Origin of the sequence: Pseudomonas sp. Irchel 3E19 (assembly GCF_900187585.1) — a bacterium.
GTDB lineage: Bacteria > Pseudomonadota > Gammaproteobacteria > Pseudomonadales > Pseudomonadaceae > Aquipseudomonas > Aquipseudomonas baetica.
On sequence record NZ_FYDT01000003.1, the window covers coordinates 1 to 16,953 of the forward strand.

Below are 16,953 nucleotides of genomic sequence, written 5' to 3' on the forward strand. Positions count from 1 at the left end.
GAAAAAAGCCGCAGCCGGCAACTGCGCGCCTTGGAACGCAAGGCACGCAAGCTGGGGATGCAGTTGGTGATGGCTGGATAGAATTTAGAGCAAAAACAATGCGTTATTTTTTGTTTGATAAGAGCTGCCGCAGGCTGCGATCTTTTGATCTTGCTTTAAAAGATCAAAAGATCGCAGCCTGCGGTAGCTCACGGACGGGGTCAGGCAATAACAAACAGACCGTCCACAACCTGAGCTTGAGCAAGGCGTGCGCGCAAATCGGCGTCGATAGCGCAATCATTGGCCTTGTACAACCTTACGCGCCGATAGGCATCGGCCCGATTGATTTCCTGCCCAAGATACTCCCAGACAACCCTTGAACATGAAGGAGCACGATGATCGGCTGCAGAAACCCCAAGCTTCAAACCATTGAGCCGAGTGATGCAGCTTTTGAAACTTGGGATGAGGATGGTTTGGCTGATCTCGTTTGACGTCAGCGATTCATAATCGACGAAAAACAAACGATCGCGCAGGTAATAGGCAACACCCAAATATCGATACGTCTCAAAATCATCGCCAACCCCGGCGATCTGTAAGCGCTCGTTTCGCTCATAGACAACGTCATCACCCTCCTCCCGTACATGCACAAGCGAACACAGAATAGAGCCGGGCTCAGTCATTGCGTTGTAATACTCGTAGTAATAACCGCTGTGGGCTTTCAGCTCAGGTGAGGACTGTTCGCGCAGGTGTTCATGCATGATCCGTGATGCTGTCACCTCCCCCGAGGCCTGATTTTTATTGGCCCTAACGCCAATCAAGGCAACAAATTGCTCCGATGGCAGCGCTATTTCAAACGCTTCCACGCCAAAAAAGTCGCAGATTCGCTTGAGATTGAAAGGTGTGGGAATACTTTTCCCACACAGATACTTATTGAATTGCCCACGATTAATTCGAAGTTTCCTACAAACTTCCGCGACAGATCTGTAGTGACTACACAGCAGCCTCAAGTTAGCAGGAAAAAACTCGCACATACATCGCCTCAACAAAAATCAAGAGGCAGCAACCATAGCAGCAACTCGCATCACATTTAAGCAACTTGCGAAATTGCATCAATTGAAATATGGCTGGATATTACGACTCCTGAAAGGCTTCAGGACTGACAACACCATTAATTCGCCAGCACTCTAAATAGCAAGGAGCTTTGAATGCTAGACGTCATCAACGACTTTCTGTCGAGCAAGGTATTGATACCTTTGGTTCTTGGACTGGGAGTCTATTTCACTGTCCGCTCAGGATTTGTCCAGCTCAGATACTTCCCCCATATGTTCGGTATTTTACGGGGCAGTTGGCATGCCGACAGCCATCAATTGAGTTCATTTCAGGCGCTGACACTCAGCCTTGCCGGACGTGTCGGTACCGGCAATATCGTCGGGGTGGGGATTGCAGTGAGCATGGGTGGACCCGGTGCAGTGTTCTGGATGTGGATGACCGCTCTTCTGGGCATGTCGAGCAGCTTCTTCGAATGCACGTTGGGACAACTCTATAAACGGAGCGATGGCAAAGGCCTGTATCGAGGCGGGCCGTCCTGGTACATCCAGCACGGTCTGGGCAAGCGCTGGCTCGGGATGGTCGCGGCCATGTTATTGCTGGTGACCTTTGGTTTTGCAATCAATGGTCTCGAGTCCCATGCCGTATCACACTCGCTAAAAGATGCGTTTGGTCTGCCGCCCATGTGGTCGGGGCTCGCAATTTCTTTCATGCTGGGAGCTGTCTTCGTTGGCGGGATAAAACGTATCGCGGCAGTAGCCGACCTCCTGGTTCCTCTGAAAGTTCTCGCCTATGTCGGCGTAACGGCCTATGTGATCGTTCTGCAGTTCGATCAGGTTCCGGCAATGCTGATGACAATCATCAAAAGCGCATTCGGTCTGGATCAGGCGTTTGGTGGACTGGTGGGCAGCGCAATCATCATGGGTGTCAGACGCGGTGTTTTTTCCAACGAGGCAGGACTGGGCAGTGCTCCCAATGTCGCCTCAGTCGCGAAGATCGACCACCCGGTTGCCCAAGGCGCGGTACAAGCACTGAGTGTGTTCATCGATACATTCGTAATCTGCACCTGTACTGCGCTCCTGATTTTGCTATCAGGGTTTTACACCCCGGGATTTGAAGGTGACGGGATTGCTCTGGCACAAAACTCGCTGGCAGCCATCGTCGGGGAATGGGGACGGATGTTTATCAGCTTGGTGCTTGCCTTATTCGTATTCACGGCAATGCTTTACAACTATTACTTGGGAGAAAACAGCCTGCGGTTCATGTTGGGTGAACCTCGAAAAATGCTGATTTTCTATCGTGTGCTGGTGTTGATATTAGTGTTCTGGGGCTCCGTCGAAGATCTGTCGACTGTTCTGGCTTTTGCAGACATCACCATGACGCTGCTGGCGCTTGTCAACCTGGTAGCCATGTTCATGCTCTTCAACATCAGCATGCGTGTTCTGCGCGACTACGACGAACAACGCCGTGCTGGCATCAAGACGCCTGTGTTCGACTCAAGAAATTTCCTTGATCTGGATCTTGATCCTTTAGCGTGGCCACCGCAGCACGACGGCTCAGGCACAATGATTCGTAGCGAACCCGCTCTTTCCTCAAGCGTAAGCAAACAGCCCATTCAGGCTTAGACCGGGCAGGTGTGAAGCCATTAAGACAATTAATGGCTTTGCAGCAACTACACCAACACACTGCAAACATCAAACTTAAAGAACAATGCATTCTTCGATCTGTCACGCCTAAAACAAATGGAAGGACTTTATCTCATGAATCGTTTTTACCCCCTAAAAGCAAACGCAACCAATACCCCTACATACTTCATAGACTCACACGCCACGCCTAACCAATTATTTGAAGATGCCTGCTTCAGAATTCGCGCCGCCACCGGTCTCTTGGAGTCATTCACTTTAGTTACCATTAAAGGCACCAATGATTCTGACTTTTATAGACTGATACTTCCGGCTTACGTATTACTTCAGGACGGCGTCGACACGCTGGAACAGATCACCTTCAAAGGAGGTGTCATTCATGTATAAAATCGTCACCCACGAAATGCTCAGAGCCGCATTGATTAAAGCAGTTGAAATCAATTTAATACCAAAACACTCTCTATTGGCTGACTACTTAAAAAGCGACGACCGACTTGAACAGGTCATTCAAGCCGCGCTGGAGGTGCAACCGAAAACATATAAGTTCTGTGGGCTGAGATGTATACCATCAGAGGATCTTTCGCCTGAAAGCAAAAAAGCGCTGGCAATCCCCACCGCTGATATGCGCCACTAGCGCCATTGATTGAGACCGCGCAACGGCGCGGCGCACCTGGAGACCCCGTTATGAGCGAGAGCGTGTTTGCCGATCGCATCGTGCAGAACCTGCTCGACACCGACTTCTACAAGCTGACGATGATGCAGGCGGTGCTGCACAACTACCCCAACGTCGAAGTCGAATGGGAGTTTCGTTGCCGTAACAGCGAGGATCTGCGCCCGTATCTGGCCGAGATCCGCTATCAGATCGAGCGCCTGGCGGAACTAAGCCTGAGCGCCGACCAGTTGAGTTTTCTTGAGCGCATCAGCTTCCTCAAACCGGACTTCCTGCGTTTCCTCGGCCTGTTCCGCTTCAACCTGCGCTACCTGCATACGGGCATCGAGAACGGCGAGTTGTTTATCCGCCTGCGTGGGCCATGGTTGCACGTGATTCTCTACGAAGTGCCGCTGCTGGCGATCGTCAGCGAGGTGCGCAACCGCTATCGCTACCGCGAAACCGTGCTTGAGCAGGCACGTGAGCAACTCTATCGCAAGTTCGACTGGCTGACCGCTAACGCCTCGGCCGATGAGTTATCGCAATTGCAGGTCGCCGATTTCGGCACCCGCCGCAGGTTTTCCTACCGCGTGCAGGAAGAAGTGGTCAACGTGCTCAAGCACGATTTCCCCGGGCGCTTCGTCGGCACCAGCAACGTGCACTTGTCCCGCGAGCTGGACATGAAACCGCTGGGCACCATGGCCCACGAGTGGATCATGGCGCATCAGCAACTTGGCCCACGGCTGATCGACAGCCAGATCGCCGCACTTGACTGCTGGGTGCGCGAGTACCGGGGTTTGCTGGGCATCGCCCTGACCGACTGCATCACCACCGATGCCTTCCTCGGTGATTTCGACCTGTTCTTCGCCAAGCTTTTCGATGGCTTGCGCCACGATTCCGGTGACCCTGTGGCCTGGGGTGAAAAATGCATCGCCCACTATCACAAGCTCGGCATCGATCCGATGAGCAAGACCCTGGTGTTCTCCGACAGCCTGACCCTGCCCAAGTCGCTGGAAATATTCCGCGCGCTGCACGGTCGGATCAACGTGAGCTTCGGCATCGGCACCAACCTCACTTGTGATATTCCGGGTGTCGAACCGATGAGCATCGTGCTTAAAATGACCGCCTGCAACGGCCAAGCGGTGGCGAAGATCTCCGACGAGCCAGGCAAGACCCACTGCAAAGACCCGAATTTTGTTGCCTATTTGCGACACGTTTTCCAGGTTCCTGCCGATTCCAGTCTATCTAGCAAGGAGTGAATTCATGCAAGCCGTACAGCGTGAGATTGCTGAACAGCTCAAGGTGCAACCGCCGTTTGCCGACTACAAGGCACTCGAAGCGGAAGTCGCCCGACGTATCCGCTTTATTCAGGATTGCCTGGTCAATTCCGGGCTCAAGACGCTGGTGCTCGGTATCAGCGGCGGCGTCGACTCGCTGACCGCAGGCCTGTTGGCCCAGCGCGCGATGCGCGAACTGCGTGATCAAACGGGCGACCAAAGCTACAAGTTCATCGCCGTGCGCCTGCCGTACGAAACCCAGTTTGACGAACACGACGCCCAAGCCTCGGTGGACTTCATCGCCCCGGACGAACGCCACACGGTCAATATCGGCCCGGCGGTGAAATCGCTGGCCGCAGAAGTGGCGGCGTTTGAAGGCAAGCATGCAGTGTCGGTGGATTTCGTGCTCGGCAACACCAAGGCGCGGATGCGTATGGTGGCCCAGTACACGATTGCCGGCGCGGCTGGCGGTTTGGTGATCGGCACTGATCATGCGGCAGAAGCGGTGATGGGGTTCTTCACCAAATTCGGTGACGGCGCTTGCGACCTGGCCCCGCTCAGCGGTCTGGTGAAAAACCAGGTTCGCGCAATTGCCCGCAGCTTCGGCGCGCCCGAGTCGCTGGTGGAAAAAGTCCCGACTGCCGACCTTGAGGACCTTTCCCCGGGCAAGCCCGACGAAGCCTCCCACGGCGTGACCTATGCCGAGATTGATGCCTTCCTGCACGGCGAGCCGGTGCGTCAGGAAGCGTTCGACATCATCGTGAACACCTACAACAAAACCCATCACAAGCGCGTCATGCCGTTCGCGCCTTGATTGGCGATGGAATGAAAAAGCCCGCTGAGGAGTGATCCTCAGCGGGCTTTTCTTTGGCCATTGCATTGATTGATGCTGATGGCCCCTTCGCGAGCAGGCTCGCTCCCACAGGTTTTGTGTCGGTCACACATTTTGTGGGCAACCGGGACACGATGGGAGCGAGCCTGCTCGCGAAGAACGATGACGCGGTGAACCTGCTTACTTGACCGTAATGGTGCCTTTCATCATCGAAATGTGGCCCGGGAACGAGCAGAAGAAACCGTAGCCGCCGTCCGCTACCTTGGACACGTCGAAGGTCACCGAGTCGGTTTCCTTGGCGCCGATGATTTTGGTGTGGGCGATGACACGTGCGTCACCTTCCTTCAGGTAGTTCTTGTCGATACCGGCAGCCAGGCCATCGGTGGCGATCGGCTGCATGTCAGCTTCTTTGCTGATCACCAGGTTATGGCCCATGACGTTCTTCGGCAGGCTGCCGGAGTGGGTCAGTTCGACGGTGAAAGTCTTACAGCTCTTGTCGATCACGATTTCCTTGGTGTTAAAGGACATCTGATCGGTGGAGTCAACGGTGGTTTTGCACTCGGCAGCCATTAATTGGCTGCTGGCCAGCGCCAGTAGGGATACCGCAACAACTTTGGAAAACATGGTGAATCTCCAAGGCAGGGTTAACAAAATCACGAATGGTGGAAAGACTGCCTGAATTCTTCGCAAGTTCCTATGACTTGAGTCAAAAATTGTATACAACTTTCAGGCTATGACACTCATCGACACAATCTAACGGTCAGATCACGCGGCTGAACCTATGATCGAGCCATCCCATTGAGACGGAGTGCCTGTCATGTTCTTTAACGGTCTGTTGTGCAGTTTGCTCGCCGCCTACGCCTGTGGCGCCAGCGGAACCTTTGAATCGCCAGAACGCGAAGTCTAGACCTTGGATCGAGGCCTGCCAGCCGTTACCCTGTGACGGATTGACCCAGGAGGAAGGCATGTCTCTGAAATCCGTTTGTGTATTTTGCGGTGCCAACGCCGGCACTGATCCGGCTTATACCGAAGCCGCCAAAGCCCTTGGCCGGGCGCTGGCCGAGCGCAAGTTGACGCTCGTTTACGGCGGTGGCGCCGTGGGTTTGATGGGCATCGTTGCCGATGCCGCACTGACCGCTGGCGGGGAAGTGATCGGCATCATCCCGCAAAGCCTGATGGACAAGGAAATCGGCCATAAGAGCCTGACGCGCCTGGAAGTGGTCGACGGCATGCACGCCCGCAAGGCGCGGATGGCCGAACTCAGCGATGCGTTTATCGCGTTGCCCGGCGGCCTTGGCACGCTGGAAGAGTTGTTCGAAGTCTGGACCTGGGGCCAGCTCGGCTACCACGGCAAGCCGCTGGGCCTGCTGGAAGTGAATGGCTTTTACAGCAAACTCACAGCTTTTCTTGACCATATCGTCGGCGAAGGCTTCGTTCGCGCGCCACACCGTGACATGCTGCAAGTGAGCGAATCACCGCAAACCCTGCTCGAGTCCCTCGATAACTGGAAGCCGACCGTCACGCCAAAGTGGGTCGACCAAAAACCCGGCTAACTGCCGGGCACCGATACAGGGCAGAATACGCGCCGCTCAACCTCACCTTCGACCCAAGAGGATCGCCCATGGCCAAACCCAATTACTCCTTCGCCAAACGTCAACGAGACCTGGAAAAGGAAAAGAAGAAAGAGGAAAAGCTTCAGCGCAAGAAACAAGTAGCTGAAGAAGCGGCACTGAACCCTGACGGTGAAGTGGCGACGCAAGATGATGTTGATGCAACCGATGCGACTGAAACACCGAAAGATCAGGCGCCCGACGCCTGAACCCCACCGGGTTTGATGATCGAATCAGACCCTGCGGATTTGTGACGGGGCTGGCAGTTTCACTGCCGGCCCTCACAGACCTTCCCCCTTCCCAAGCACACCCAAATTCCCATGTGGGAGCGAGCCTGCTCGCGAAGGCAGTGTATTTAGCCACACATGATTTGACTGACCTGACGCTTTCGCGAGCAGGCTCGCTCCCACATTTGATCTCTATTCGTCCAGTGGCATCACCGTGACCCGCACTTCGGGATCATGACTGCCGCCGCCAAGAATCACCCCGCGCAACGGCGACACATCGGAAAAATCCCGCCCCCACGCCAACGTAATGTGCTCCAGCCCCGGCTGCACATTGTTGGTCGGATCGAAATCCACCCAGCCCAGCACCGGGCAAAACACCGACACCCAGGCATGTGACGCATCAGCGCCGATCAGCCGTGGCTGCCCCGGTGGTGGCTGGGTCAGCAGATAACCGCTGACATAACGCGCCGCCAGCCCTCGCGAGCGCACGCACGCCAGCATCAAGTGCGCGAAGTCCTGACACACTCCACGCCGCCGCTCCAGCACTTCTACCAACGGTGTCGCCACTTGGGTCGCCTCGGCATCGAAGGTGAATTCGCTGAAGATCTTCTGCATCAACGCCTGCACACCCAGTAGTAACGGCCGGCCGGGTGGGAAACAGCTTTGCGAGAACTCGACGAAGCTACGCTTCAAATGCACGTAGGGTGACTGGAATCGATAGCGGCAAGCCTCAAGCAATTCAGCGCCGAGCGGCTGACTGCTGTAGGTCAGCGCATTGCGCGTCAGTTCCCACGCGGGGGACTGGTTGAAATCCAGCTGCGGTCGCGCCAGCACTTCAACAGTGAGTCGGGCGTTGACCTGCAACTCATCATGCGGACGCTCGAACGCAAGTCGGGTCAGCGGATTGCCGAACACATCCAGTTCATCGCGACGCGCCGTTGGCTCCGGGCTGATCAGCAACTGCTGCTCGGTGCAGCGCTGCCAACTGCATTCACGCGGCCACAGATGCGCCAATTGCTGCGCCAGGGAAACCGGGCTGTCGTAGTGGTAACAGGTGTCGTGGAGGATCTGGTAATGCGCGTTCATCAGACGGACACCGTGCGCTGGCTGACATCATCGACGTGGGCGAAATGGCGCAGGGCCAGGCGATCGGACACCTGGCCGCTGGCCTCGGCGATCTCTTGCAGCAGGTCCGCCAGACCATCAAGGGCCGCACGCACGCTGGATTCGCCGAACAACGGGTTCTCCAGACACCCCAGATCGAACCGCGCCAGACGCTCGACCAGATGCGCCAGTCCGGCCTCACGAGGCACGCCGAAATCATCGTTCAAGCGTTTCAACGTGCGCGTGACCAGTTTCAACTGGAACAACACCGCATGCGGGTTCTGCTCATCAAGCAGTAACAGGTCGAGTACCGGAATCAATTGCGCCACCGCCAGATAGCGCGAGCGGTAGGTAATGCTGCTGTTACCCAGTTCCAGCAGCCATTCCAGGCCAGCCTGGTCGAACGCGCCCGCGCCGCGCAGAAACGCCGCAAGACTGCTGCTGAGAAATTGCAGACGCTCGATACGGCGACCGATCATCAGAAAGCGCCAGCCTTCGTCGCGGGTCATGTCGTCCAGGGCAAACCCGGACAGCGCCGCCAGCGACATCACCAGACGGTTGAGAAAATCCAGCAACTCGCCGAAATCCGGCTCGTCGGTGTCCAGTTCCGTGGCTTCGCGTTGCAACTCCACCAGGGCCTGCCAGTTCTCCCGGGAGAGTTTGCCGCGCACCTGCGAGGCTGCCCACTGCAAGCGTTGCAGGTTGGAGCGCAGGCTGAACGACCAGTCTTCGCCGAGCAGCGCCGCCAGCAGGCGCTCCGGTAGCTCACCCTCGTCCGGCAACAGCGCCAGCCGCTCGCCAAGATCGACAGCCGCCAACAGCGCTTGCGGATCATCACCATCGACATAGCGCGTGAGCATGATCCGCAGCAGCCGCGCGCTGTCGTCGCAACGCTCGCAATAACGACCGAACCAGAACAGGTTTTCCACCACCCGCGAAGGCAGGTAAGGATCGCGCCGCACCAGATCGTGTACACCGACATTGCGTTGCGCCTTCCATTGCTCGCCACTCGGCGGCCGATCGCCCAATACCCAGGTGTCTTTGCTCGCCCCGCCGCGCTGCATCGAGACCACCTCGGCATCGGCTTCGGCGGCCACCCGGGTCAGCCCGCCGGGCAGCACCCGATAGCCGTCACGGCTGGCCACCGCGTACATACGCATACCGATGGCCCGGGGTTGCAGTTGACCGTCCTCGGCCTGCCAGATCGGCGCCTGGGACAGCTGGGCCAATTCTTGCGCGACATACGCATACGGTCGCGCCTGCATGCGTTCGGCAAGCGATTGGCGCTGGTTTTCACTCAAATCACGGCCAAACACCGGCGCAAAGCTTTGCGAGGGGAAAGCGGGTTTGATCAACAACTCCGGCAATTTTTCCAGCGCCTGAGCCAGCACTGGCGCCTCACCACACCACCAGGTTGCAATGGACGGCAGGATCAGCTCTTCGCCAAACAGAAACTGGTTGATCTTCGGTAAAAAGCCCAGCAAACCGGGTGATTCGAGCACGCCACTGCCGAGTGCGTTGGCCACCAGCACCCGGCCCTGCCGCACCGCATCAAGCAAGCCTGGCACGCCGAGTGCGGAATCGGTGCGCAGCTCCAGTGGATCGCAGAAGTCGTCGTCGAGCCGGCGCATGATCGCGTGCACCCGGCGCAGGCCACTGAGGGTTTTCAGATAGACCGTGGCATCGCGCACCGTGAGGTCGCCACCCTCCACCAGCGGATAACCGAGCTGACGGGCGAGATAAAGATGTTCGAAATAGCTTTCGTTGAAGCGCCCCGGCGTCAGCAACACCACCAGCGGCGCGTCGCCATCGCTGGGTGCCTGCCGGGCGAGGGTTTCCTGCAACGTGCGGAAGAAGCCGGCCAGATGCTGCACCTTCAGATCACGGTACAACTCCGGGAAGGCGCGGGACACGATGGTGCGGTTTTCCAGCGCATAACCGGCGCCCGAAGGGGCTTGCGTGCGATCGGCCGTCACCCACCAGCGGCCGTCCGGCGTGCGCGCAAGATCCACCGCGTACAGATGCAGAAACGCCTCTTCCGGCGGAGCGATGCCCTGACAGGGCCAGAGGAAGTTGTTGTGGCCGAAGACCAGTTCTGCCGGCAGCAGGCCTTCTCTGATCAAACGTTGCGGCCCGTACAGATCCGCCAGCACGGCATTGAGCAGGCGCGCACGCTGAGCAATCCCCGCCGACAATTGCTGCCACTCATCTGCTGCAATCACATGCGGCAGCAAGTCCAGCTCCCATGGTCGATCGGCGCCCTTGGGGTCGGCATAGACGTTGTAAGTAACGCCGTTTTCCTGAATCTGCCGGGCCAGCAACGCCTGACGCTGCAGCAGTTGCGCCGGGGTGCTGCGCTGCAGTTGATCGAACAGCCGCCGCCAGTGCGCACGCACTTCGCCGCTGTCGTTGAGCAGTTCGTGATAAGTGCCCGCCGTCAGCGGGTAGCGGTCTAGCAGGTCAGGCATGGAAAGCTCGGCAGACAGCAGTGAACGGTCAGACTAACGCAGGCACATGACGCGCGGATATACGAAAAATCCGCGCGTCGCGCAGGACTTAGAAACGTCGTAAATCGAGTGTCATCGGTAGCTCGTCGGAGATTGTCAGATCGGGTATGGGAAGTTTCCCCGGTGTGTGTCCGATCCGGAAGAAGCGCGCCATGCGCCGGCTCTCCGCTTCGTTAGCGTTGACCGGCAACGTTTGGTAATTACGCCCGCCCGGATGGGCGACGTGGTACTGGCAGCCACCCAGCGAACGCGCCATCCAGGTATCGAGCAGGTCGAATACCAGCGGCGCGTGTACCGGGATGGTCGGTTGCAGACAGTTGGCCGGTTGCCAGGCGCGGTAACGCACACCGGCGACAAACTCGCCGACCCGCCCGGTCGGATGCAACGGCACGGGGATGCCGTTGCAGGTCAGCAGATAACGCTGCGGTGGCAAGCCCTTGAGCTTGACCTGCAAACGCTCCAGCGATGAATCGACGTAACGCACCGCGCCGCCCGCCGCGCCCTCCTCGCCCAGCACATGCCACGGCTCGAGCGCCTGACGCAGCTCCAGCTCGATGCCGTTGACCGCGTAGTCGCCGACCTTGGGGAAACGAAACTCCAGATGCGCCGCAAACCACTCTGTACGCAACGGATAGCCGGCGTTGTTGAGTTCGACAATGACGTCGGCGAAATCCTGCTCGATAAAGTGCGGCAACAGAAAACGGTCGTGCAGTTCGGTGCCCCAGCGCGCCAGTTTCGGCGGCGCATAAGGCTCGCGCCAAAAACGTGCGACCAGCGCCCGCAGCAACAATTGCTGGGCCAGGCTCATGCGTGCGTGCGGCGGCATTTCAAAGGCGCGCAGTTCCAGCAACCCGAGGCGCCCGGTGGCGCCGTCCGGCGAATACAGTTTGTCGATGCAGAATTCGGCGCGATGGGTGTTGCCGGTGACGTCGATCAGCAAGTTGCGCAGCAGACGATCCACCAGCCACGGTGCGCACTCCTCGCCCGGTTCAGGCATTTGCGCGAAGGCAATTTCCAGCTCATACAAGGCGTCGTTACGCGCCTCGTCGACTCGTGGTGCCTGGGAGGTCGGGCCGATGAACAACCCGGAAAACAGGTACGACAGCGATGGGTGGTTGTGCCAGTAACTGATCAGGCTGCGCAGCAAATCCGGGCGACGCAGGAACGGTGAGTCGGCAGGTGTAGCGCCACCAAGGACGAAATGGTTTCCGCCGCCAGTGCCGGTGTGACGGCCATCGATCATGAATTTCTCGGTGGTCAGGCGAGTCTGGCGTGCCTCTTCATAGAGAAACTCGGTGCGCTCGACCAACTCGTCCCACGTCGCCGAAGGCTGCACGTTGACCTCGATCACGCCGGGGTCCGGGGTAATACGGAAATTGCTCAGGCGCGGATCGCTCGGCGGCTCATAGCCTTCCAGCAACACCGGGCAATGCAATTCTTCGGCAGTGGCCTCAATGGCCGCCACCAGTTCCAGGTAATCCTCGACCCGCTCCAGCGGCGGCATGAACAGATACAAGCGCCCTTCGCGGGCCTCGGCGCAAAACGCGGTGCGGGTCAGCCAGTCGGCGGATTCGTCGATTTTCGGCAGACGCTCGTCAGCCTTGGCCGGCTCGCCGTGACTGTTGAGTTGCGCGGTGTCCGGCAGCGCCGGGAAATCCTGATTCGGGTCCTGCGGATGGATGAACGGATATTCGGCGGCGTTCACCCACGGCTGCGAACCAAGCGGCAAGCGATAGCCCAGCGGCGAGTCACCCGGCACCAGTCGGCAATGCTCGTCGCGCAGATACCAGCGCCCGCTCTGCCATTGATCACCCTTGGCGGTGCGCGCCAGCGGCAGCACCTGACCGATGACTTTATCGAGGCCTTGGCTAAAGACCTTGCGCAGTCGCGCACGCTCCAGCGGTTCCTCTAGACGCGAGTCTTGCGCGCTGACGTTGCTCGGCAACGAACCTTCGCGCCAGAGGTAATAGAAATTGTCCTCGTAGGCTGCAAACACAAAGCGCGCAGGCAGTTTCAGGCGTTCGGCGACGCTGGCCAGGAAACGTCCGGCCAGCTCGCCATTGGCGCCGTAATCCTGCTGCTCGCCGGCGATCAGCGCGTCGTTTTGCCAGATCGGCACGCCATCGCGGCGCCAGTAACAGTTGAGCGACCAGCGCGGCAGTTGCTCGCCCGGATACCACTTGCCCTGACCAAAATGCACCAGCCCTTTTGGCGCGTAATGTTTGCGCATGCGCTGAAACAGTTCGACGGAGAGCCGGCGCTTGCCTTCGCCAAGGGCCGCGGTGTTCCACTCGGCGCCATCCGGGTCATCGATGGAGACGAAGGTCGGCTCGCCGCCCATGGTCAGGCGTACATCGCCCTCCAGCAGGTCGGCATCGATCTGCCGGCCCAGTGCCTGAATCGCCAGCCACTGCTCATCGGTGTACGGCTTGGTGACCCGTGGCGCTTCCCAGATTCGCTCAACCGACATTTCGTGGCTGAACTGTGTTTCGCACGGCTCGACCATGCCGCTGATCGGCGCTGCCGAAGAGGGATCAGGACTACACGCCAACGGAATATGTCCTTCACCGGCAAACAGCCCGGAAGTGGCATCGAGACCGATCCAGCCGGCGCCCGGCAGGTACACTTCGCACCAGGCGTGCAGGTCAGTGAAATCAACATCTGTGCCCGAGGGACCGTCGAGGCTTTTCACATCGGCGGTCAGTTGAATCAGGTAACCGGAGACGAACCGAGCTGCCAGCCCAAGGTTGCGCAGCAGTTGCACCAGCAACCACGCCGAGTCACGGCACGAGCCGGAGGCGTGTTCGAGGGTGTGCTCAGGGGTTTGTACGCCCGGCTCCATGCGAATCAGGTAACCAATGTCTTCGCTCAGGCGCTGATTCAGCGCCACGAGAAAGTCCACGGCGGGCAGCGGCGTGCGATCGATGCCGTCCAGGTAGGCCTGAAACTTCGGCGTCAGCGGCAGCGTTTCGAGGTACGGCGCCAGCTCTTTGCGCTCATCGGCGGCGTAGGCGAAGGGGATTTTCTCGGCGTAGGGTTCGAGGAAGAAGTCGAACGGATTGAATACAGCCATTTCCGCCAGCAGATCGACTTCGATGCGTAACTCGTCGGTCTTCTCGGGGAAAACCAGCCGCGCGAGGTAGTTGCCCTGCGGGTCTTGCTGCCAGTTGATGAAGTGCTGCTCGGGCGAGACTTTCAGCGAATACGAGAGAATTCGCGTGCGGCTGTGGGCAGCCGGGCGCAGGCGAACGATCTGCGGGCCGAGTTCGACAGCGCGGTCGTAGCGGTAATGCGTGACGTGATGCAATGCGACATGAATCGACACGGCGTGCCTCCTGCGAGCCCTAAGCGTATTGGAAAGCGCGCAAGACTTATGCCATGCACAGGCTGGGGCGCTTTCCCGGAATGCTCAGGGCAGTACAGCACCAAAATCGGGCGATGCGGGGAAATGCTTTCGCGAAGTTGCGCCTAAATGTGGCGGGCAGTTGTAGGTGGAGTGTCTGAACTGGCCTCTTCGCGAGCAAGCCCGCTCCCACAGGGGGTTCGAGCTAGACACCAATAGGCGAATCACCGCCGATCAAATGTGGGAGCGGGCTTGCTCGCGAAGGCGTCAGTAGCCTCACCACATTTCCTTGAGCCCTGAAATGCAGAACGCCAACCCGAAGGTTGGCGTTCTGTTGAGCTGAAAACGGCTTAGCGTGGCACCACCGGTTTGCGCGCCGGCTTCGGCCCCTTGCCCTTGGCCGCGTCTTTGCGCTCCTTGGCGGCCTGCTGGTTGCGGGCGAACGCTGCTGCCTTGGCCTGCTCACGCTTGTCCCACGGATTACCGCCATCACTGGCACGCGGCGGCAGACCGGTGTGCTGGGTGAGGATCTTGGTGGTCTTCTCTTTGCCTTCTTTCGCCACTTTATGGCTGCCAGCCGGCGTCGAGTTCTTGCGACGGGCGCTCTGGTAGCTGTCGGTGGACGGCTGATGCAGCGGAATCAGTTGATCCTTGCCCGGCCCGATCAGGTCGCCACGGCCCATGCGGATCAACGCTTCACGCAGCATCGGCCAGCCTTTCGGGTCGTGGTAACGCAGGAACGCCTTGTGCAGACGACGCTGCTCCTCGCTCTTGACGATGGTCACGCCGTCACTCTTGTAAGTGACCTTGCGCAGCGGGTTCTTGCCCGAGTGGTACATCGCGGTGGCGGTGGCCATCGGCGACGGGTAGAACGCCTGCACCTGGTCGGCGCGGAAGCCATTGCCCTTGAGCCACAGGGCCAGGTTCATCATGTCTTCGTCGGTGGTGCCCGGGTGCGCGGCGATGAAGTACGGAATCAGGTACTGCTCTTTGCCCGCTTCCTTGGTGTACTTCTCGAACATGCGCTTGAACTTGTCATAGCTGCCAATGCCCGGTTTCATCATCTGGTTGAGCGGACCTTCCTCGGTGTGTTCCGGGGCGATCTTCAGGTAACCGCCAACGTGGTGGGTCACCAGCTCTTTGACGTACTCCGGCGACTCGACCGCGAGGTCGTAACGCAGGCCGGAGGCAATCAGGATTTTCTTCACACCCGGCAATGCACGGGCGCTGCGGTACAGCTGAATCAGCGACGAGTGGTCGGTGTTCAGGTTCGGGCAGATGCCCGGGAATACGCAGGACGGCTTGCGGCACGCGGATTCGATTTCCGGCGTTTTGCAGGCGATGCGGTACATGTTCGCGGTCGGGCCGCCGAGGTCGGAAATGACCCCGGTAAAGCCTGGGACCTTGTCGCGGATCTCTTCGATTTCGCGAATGATCGACTCTTCGGAACGGTTCTGGATGATCCGGCCTTCGTGCTCGGTGATCGAGCAGAAGGTGCAGCCACCGAAGCAGCCACGCATGATGTTCACCGAGAAACGGATCATGTCGTAGGCCGGGATCTTTTCCTTGCCGTACGCAGGATGCGGAACACGTGCGTAAGGCATCCCGAACACGTAGTCCATTTCTTCAGTGGTCATCGGAATCGGCGGCGGGTTGAACCAGACGTCGACTTCGCCATGCTTCTGCACCAGCGCACGGGCGTTGCCCGGGTTGGTTTCCAGGTGCAGCACGCGGTTGGCGTGGGCATACAGAACGGCGTCGCCACGGACCTTTTCAACCGACGGCAGACGAATCACGGTCTTGTCGCGGGTCATGCGCGGGCTGGCCAGGATCTGCACGACCTTGGCTTCCTGCGGATCTTCGACCGGACCCTTTTCCTGCTCGATGGCGCAGGCCTGGGTGTCCTGGGTATTCACGTACGGGTTGATGATCTTGTCGACCTTGCCCGGACGGTCGATACGCGTCGAGTCGACTTCATACCAGTCTTTCGGCGTATCGCGACGAATGAACGCGGTGCCGCGCACATCGGTGATGTCTTCGATCTTGTGGCCATAAGACAGACGCTGAGCCACCTCGACAATCGCTCGCTCGGCGTTGCCGTACAGCAGAATGTCAGCGCTGGCGTCGATCAGGATCGAGTTACGCACGCGATCCTGCCAGTAATCGTAGTGCGCAATGCGGCGCAGGGAGGCTTCGATGCCGCCAAGCACGATCGGCACGTGCTTGTAGGCTTCCTTGCAACGCTGGCTGTAAACCAGGCTCGCGCGATCCGGACGCTTGCCGGCCATGCCGCCGGGCGTGTAGGCGTCGTCGGAACGGATTTTCTTGTCGGCGGTGTAGCGGTTGATCATCGAGTCCATGTTGCCGGCCGCGACGCCGAAAAACAGGTTCGGCTCGCCGAGCTTCATGAAGTCGTCTTTGGACTGCCAGTTTGGCTGGGCAATGATCCCGACGCGGAAGCCCTGGGACTCCAGCAGCCGGCCGATGATCGCCATACCGAACGACGGGTGATCGACGTAGGCATCACCGGTAACGATGATGATGTCGCAGGAATCCCAGCCGAGCTGATCCATCTCCTCCCTGCTCATCGGCAGGAATGGCGCTGGCCCGAAACATTCGGCCCAGTACTTTGGATAGTCAAATAACGGCTTGGCTGCTTGCATGTCGATAACCGGTGTTGGCTTTCATTGAATTTCGCGGCCGCGGAATATAGCACAAATTTTGACCAATTCCGA

13 protein-coding genes are annotated in these 16,953 nt (G+C 58.7%); 7 read left to right on the plus strand and 6 right to left on the minus strand.

What is annotated here, in order from left to right; all coding sequences use genetic code 11:
- Positions 1-200: 200 nt before the first annotated feature.
- Entirely contained in the window at positions 201-1,010 is an 810-nt protein-coding gene (locus tag CKW18_RS02540; RefSeq protein ID WP_095187312.1) for a helix-turn-helix transcriptional regulator, read from the minus strand.
- Between the two features lie 174 nt (positions 1,011-1,184).
- Here CKW18_RS02540 and CKW18_RS02545 point away from each other — a divergent pair, with 174 nt between their 5' ends.
- From CKW18_RS02545 to nadE, 5 genes are all read left to right on the plus strand, one after another.
- Positions 1,185-2,651 carry a sodium:alanine symporter family protein gene (locus CKW18_RS02545; RefSeq protein WP_256586886.1) on the plus strand — a complete coding sequence of 489 codons (1,467 nt, stop codon included), beginning with the start codon at positions 1,185-1,187 and terminating at the stop codon, positions 2,649-2,651.
- Between the two features lie 135 nt (positions 2,652-2,786).
- Positions 2,787-3,056: a hypothetical protein gene (locus CKW18_RS02550; RefSeq protein WP_095187313.1), complete on the plus strand. Its 270-nt coding sequence runs from the start codon at positions 2,787-2,789 to the stop codon at positions 3,054-3,056.
- Positions 3,049-3,303 carry a hypothetical protein gene (locus tag CKW18_RS02555; protein WP_095187314.1) on the plus strand — a complete coding sequence of 85 codons (255 nt, stop codon included), beginning with the start codon at positions 3,049-3,051 and terminating at the stop codon, positions 3,301-3,303. Before CKW18_RS02550 ends, CKW18_RS02555 begins: the two co-directional genes overlap by 8 nt.
- Positions 3,304-3,353: 50 nt before the next feature.
- On the plus strand, positions 3,354-4,577 hold the full coding sequence (pncB, locus tag CKW18_RS02560; RefSeq protein ID WP_095187315.1) for a nicotinate phosphoribosyltransferase: 1,224 nt from the start codon (positions 3,354-3,356) through the stop codon (positions 4,575-4,577).
- A gap of 4 nt (positions 4,578-4,581) precedes the next feature.
- The gene (gene nadE, locus CKW18_RS02565) at positions 4,582-5,409 is read left to right on the plus strand and encodes an ammonia-dependent NAD(+) synthetase (protein ID WP_095187316.1); all 828 of its coding nucleotides are present in this window, start codon (positions 4,582-4,584) and stop codon (positions 5,407-5,409) included.
- A gap of 198 nt (positions 5,410-5,607) precedes the next feature.
- Here nadE and azu read toward each other — a convergent pair whose 3' ends face one another.
- Entirely contained in the window at positions 5,608-6,051 is a 444-nt protein-coding gene (gene azu / locus CKW18_RS02570) for an azurin (protein ID WP_095187317.1), read from the minus strand.
- Between the two features lie 341 nt (positions 6,052-6,392).
- Here azu and CKW18_RS02575 point away from each other — a divergent pair, with 341 nt between their 5' ends.
- Positions 6,393-6,980, plus strand: a complete 588-nt coding sequence (locus CKW18_RS02575; protein WP_095187318.1) for a TIGR00730 family Rossman fold protein — start codon at positions 6,393-6,395, stop codon at positions 6,978-6,980.
- Between the two features lie 68 nt (positions 6,981-7,048).
- A complete protein-coding gene (locus CKW18_RS02580) occupies positions 7,049-7,246 on the plus strand; it encodes a hypothetical protein (protein WP_095187319.1) in 198 nt (65 codons plus the stop codon).
- Positions 7,247-7,456: 210 nt separating this feature from the next.
- On the opposite strand, the gene CKW18_RS02585 is transcribed toward CKW18_RS02580, so the two are convergent.
- The 4 genes from CKW18_RS02585 to CKW18_RS02600 form a co-directional block, all read right to left on the minus strand.
- On the minus strand, positions 7,457-8,350 hold the full coding sequence (locus CKW18_RS02585) for a transglutaminase family protein (RefSeq protein WP_095187320.1): 894 nt from the start codon (positions 8,348-8,350) through the stop codon (positions 7,457-7,459).
- Positions 8,350-10,836, minus strand: a complete 2,487-nt coding sequence (locus CKW18_RS02590) for a circularly permuted type 2 ATP-grasp protein (RefSeq protein ID WP_095187321.1) — start codon at positions 10,834-10,836, stop codon at positions 8,350-8,352. Before CKW18_RS02590 ends, CKW18_RS02585 begins: the two co-directional genes overlap by 1 nt.
- An 88-nt stretch (positions 10,837-10,924) precedes the next feature.
- On the minus strand, positions 10,925-14,200 hold the full coding sequence (locus tag CKW18_RS02595) for a DUF2126 domain-containing protein (protein ID WP_095187322.1): 3,276 nt from the start codon (positions 14,198-14,200) through the stop codon (positions 10,925-10,927).
- 368 nt (positions 14,201-14,568) lie between these two features.
- Complete coding sequence (locus CKW18_RS02600) at positions 14,569-16,881, minus strand: YgiQ family radical SAM protein (protein WP_095187323.1); 2,313 nt, start codon at positions 16,879-16,881, stop codon at positions 14,569-14,571.
- Positions 16,882-16,953 lie beyond the last annotated feature (72 nt).

Bases quoted from the DNA above. Each gene is read 5' to 3' on its own strand.
- CKW18_RS02590 (WP_095187321.1), bottom strand. From the start codon at position 10,836: ATGCCTGACCTGCTAGACCGCTACCCGCTGACGGCGGGCACTTATCAC.
- CKW18_RS02575 (WP_095187318.1), top strand. From the start codon at position 6,393: ATGTCTCTGAAATCCGTTTGTGTATTTTGCGGTGCCAACGCCGGCACT.
- pncB (WP_095187315.1), top strand. From the start codon at position 3,354: ATGAGCGAGAGCGTGTTTGCCGATCGCATCGTGCAGAACCTGCTCGAC.
- nadE (WP_095187316.1), top strand. From the start codon at position 4,582: ATGCAAGCCGTACAGCGTGAGATTGCTGAACAGCTCAAGGTGCAACCG.
- CKW18_RS02585 (WP_095187320.1), bottom strand. From the start codon at position 8,350: ATGAACGCGCATTACCAGATCCTCCACGACACCTGTTACCACTACGAC.
- CKW18_RS02550 (WP_095187313.1), top strand. From the start codon at position 2,787: ATGAATCGTTTTTACCCCCTAAAAGCAAACGCAACCAATACCCCTACA.
- CKW18_RS02545 (WP_256586886.1), top strand. From the start codon at position 1,185: ATGCTAGACGTCATCAACGACTTTCTGTCGAGCAAGGTATTGATACCT.
- CKW18_RS02600 (WP_095187323.1), bottom strand. From the start codon at position 16,881: ATGCAAGCAGCCAAGCCGTTATTTGACTATCCAAAGTACTGGGCCGAA.
- CKW18_RS02540 (WP_095187312.1), bottom strand. From the start codon at position 1,010: ATGTGCGAGTTTTTTCCTGCTAACTTGAGGCTGCTGTGTAGTCACTAC.
- CKW18_RS02555 (WP_095187314.1), top strand. From the start codon at position 3,049: ATGTATAAAATCGTCACCCACGAAATGCTCAGAGCCGCATTGATTAAA.
- azu (WP_095187317.1), bottom strand. From the start codon at position 6,051: ATGTTTTCCAAAGTTGTTGCGGTATCCCTACTGGCGCTGGCCAGCAGC.
- CKW18_RS02580 (WP_095187319.1), top strand. From the start codon at position 7,049: ATGGCCAAACCCAATTACTCCTTCGCCAAACGTCAACGAGACCTGGAA.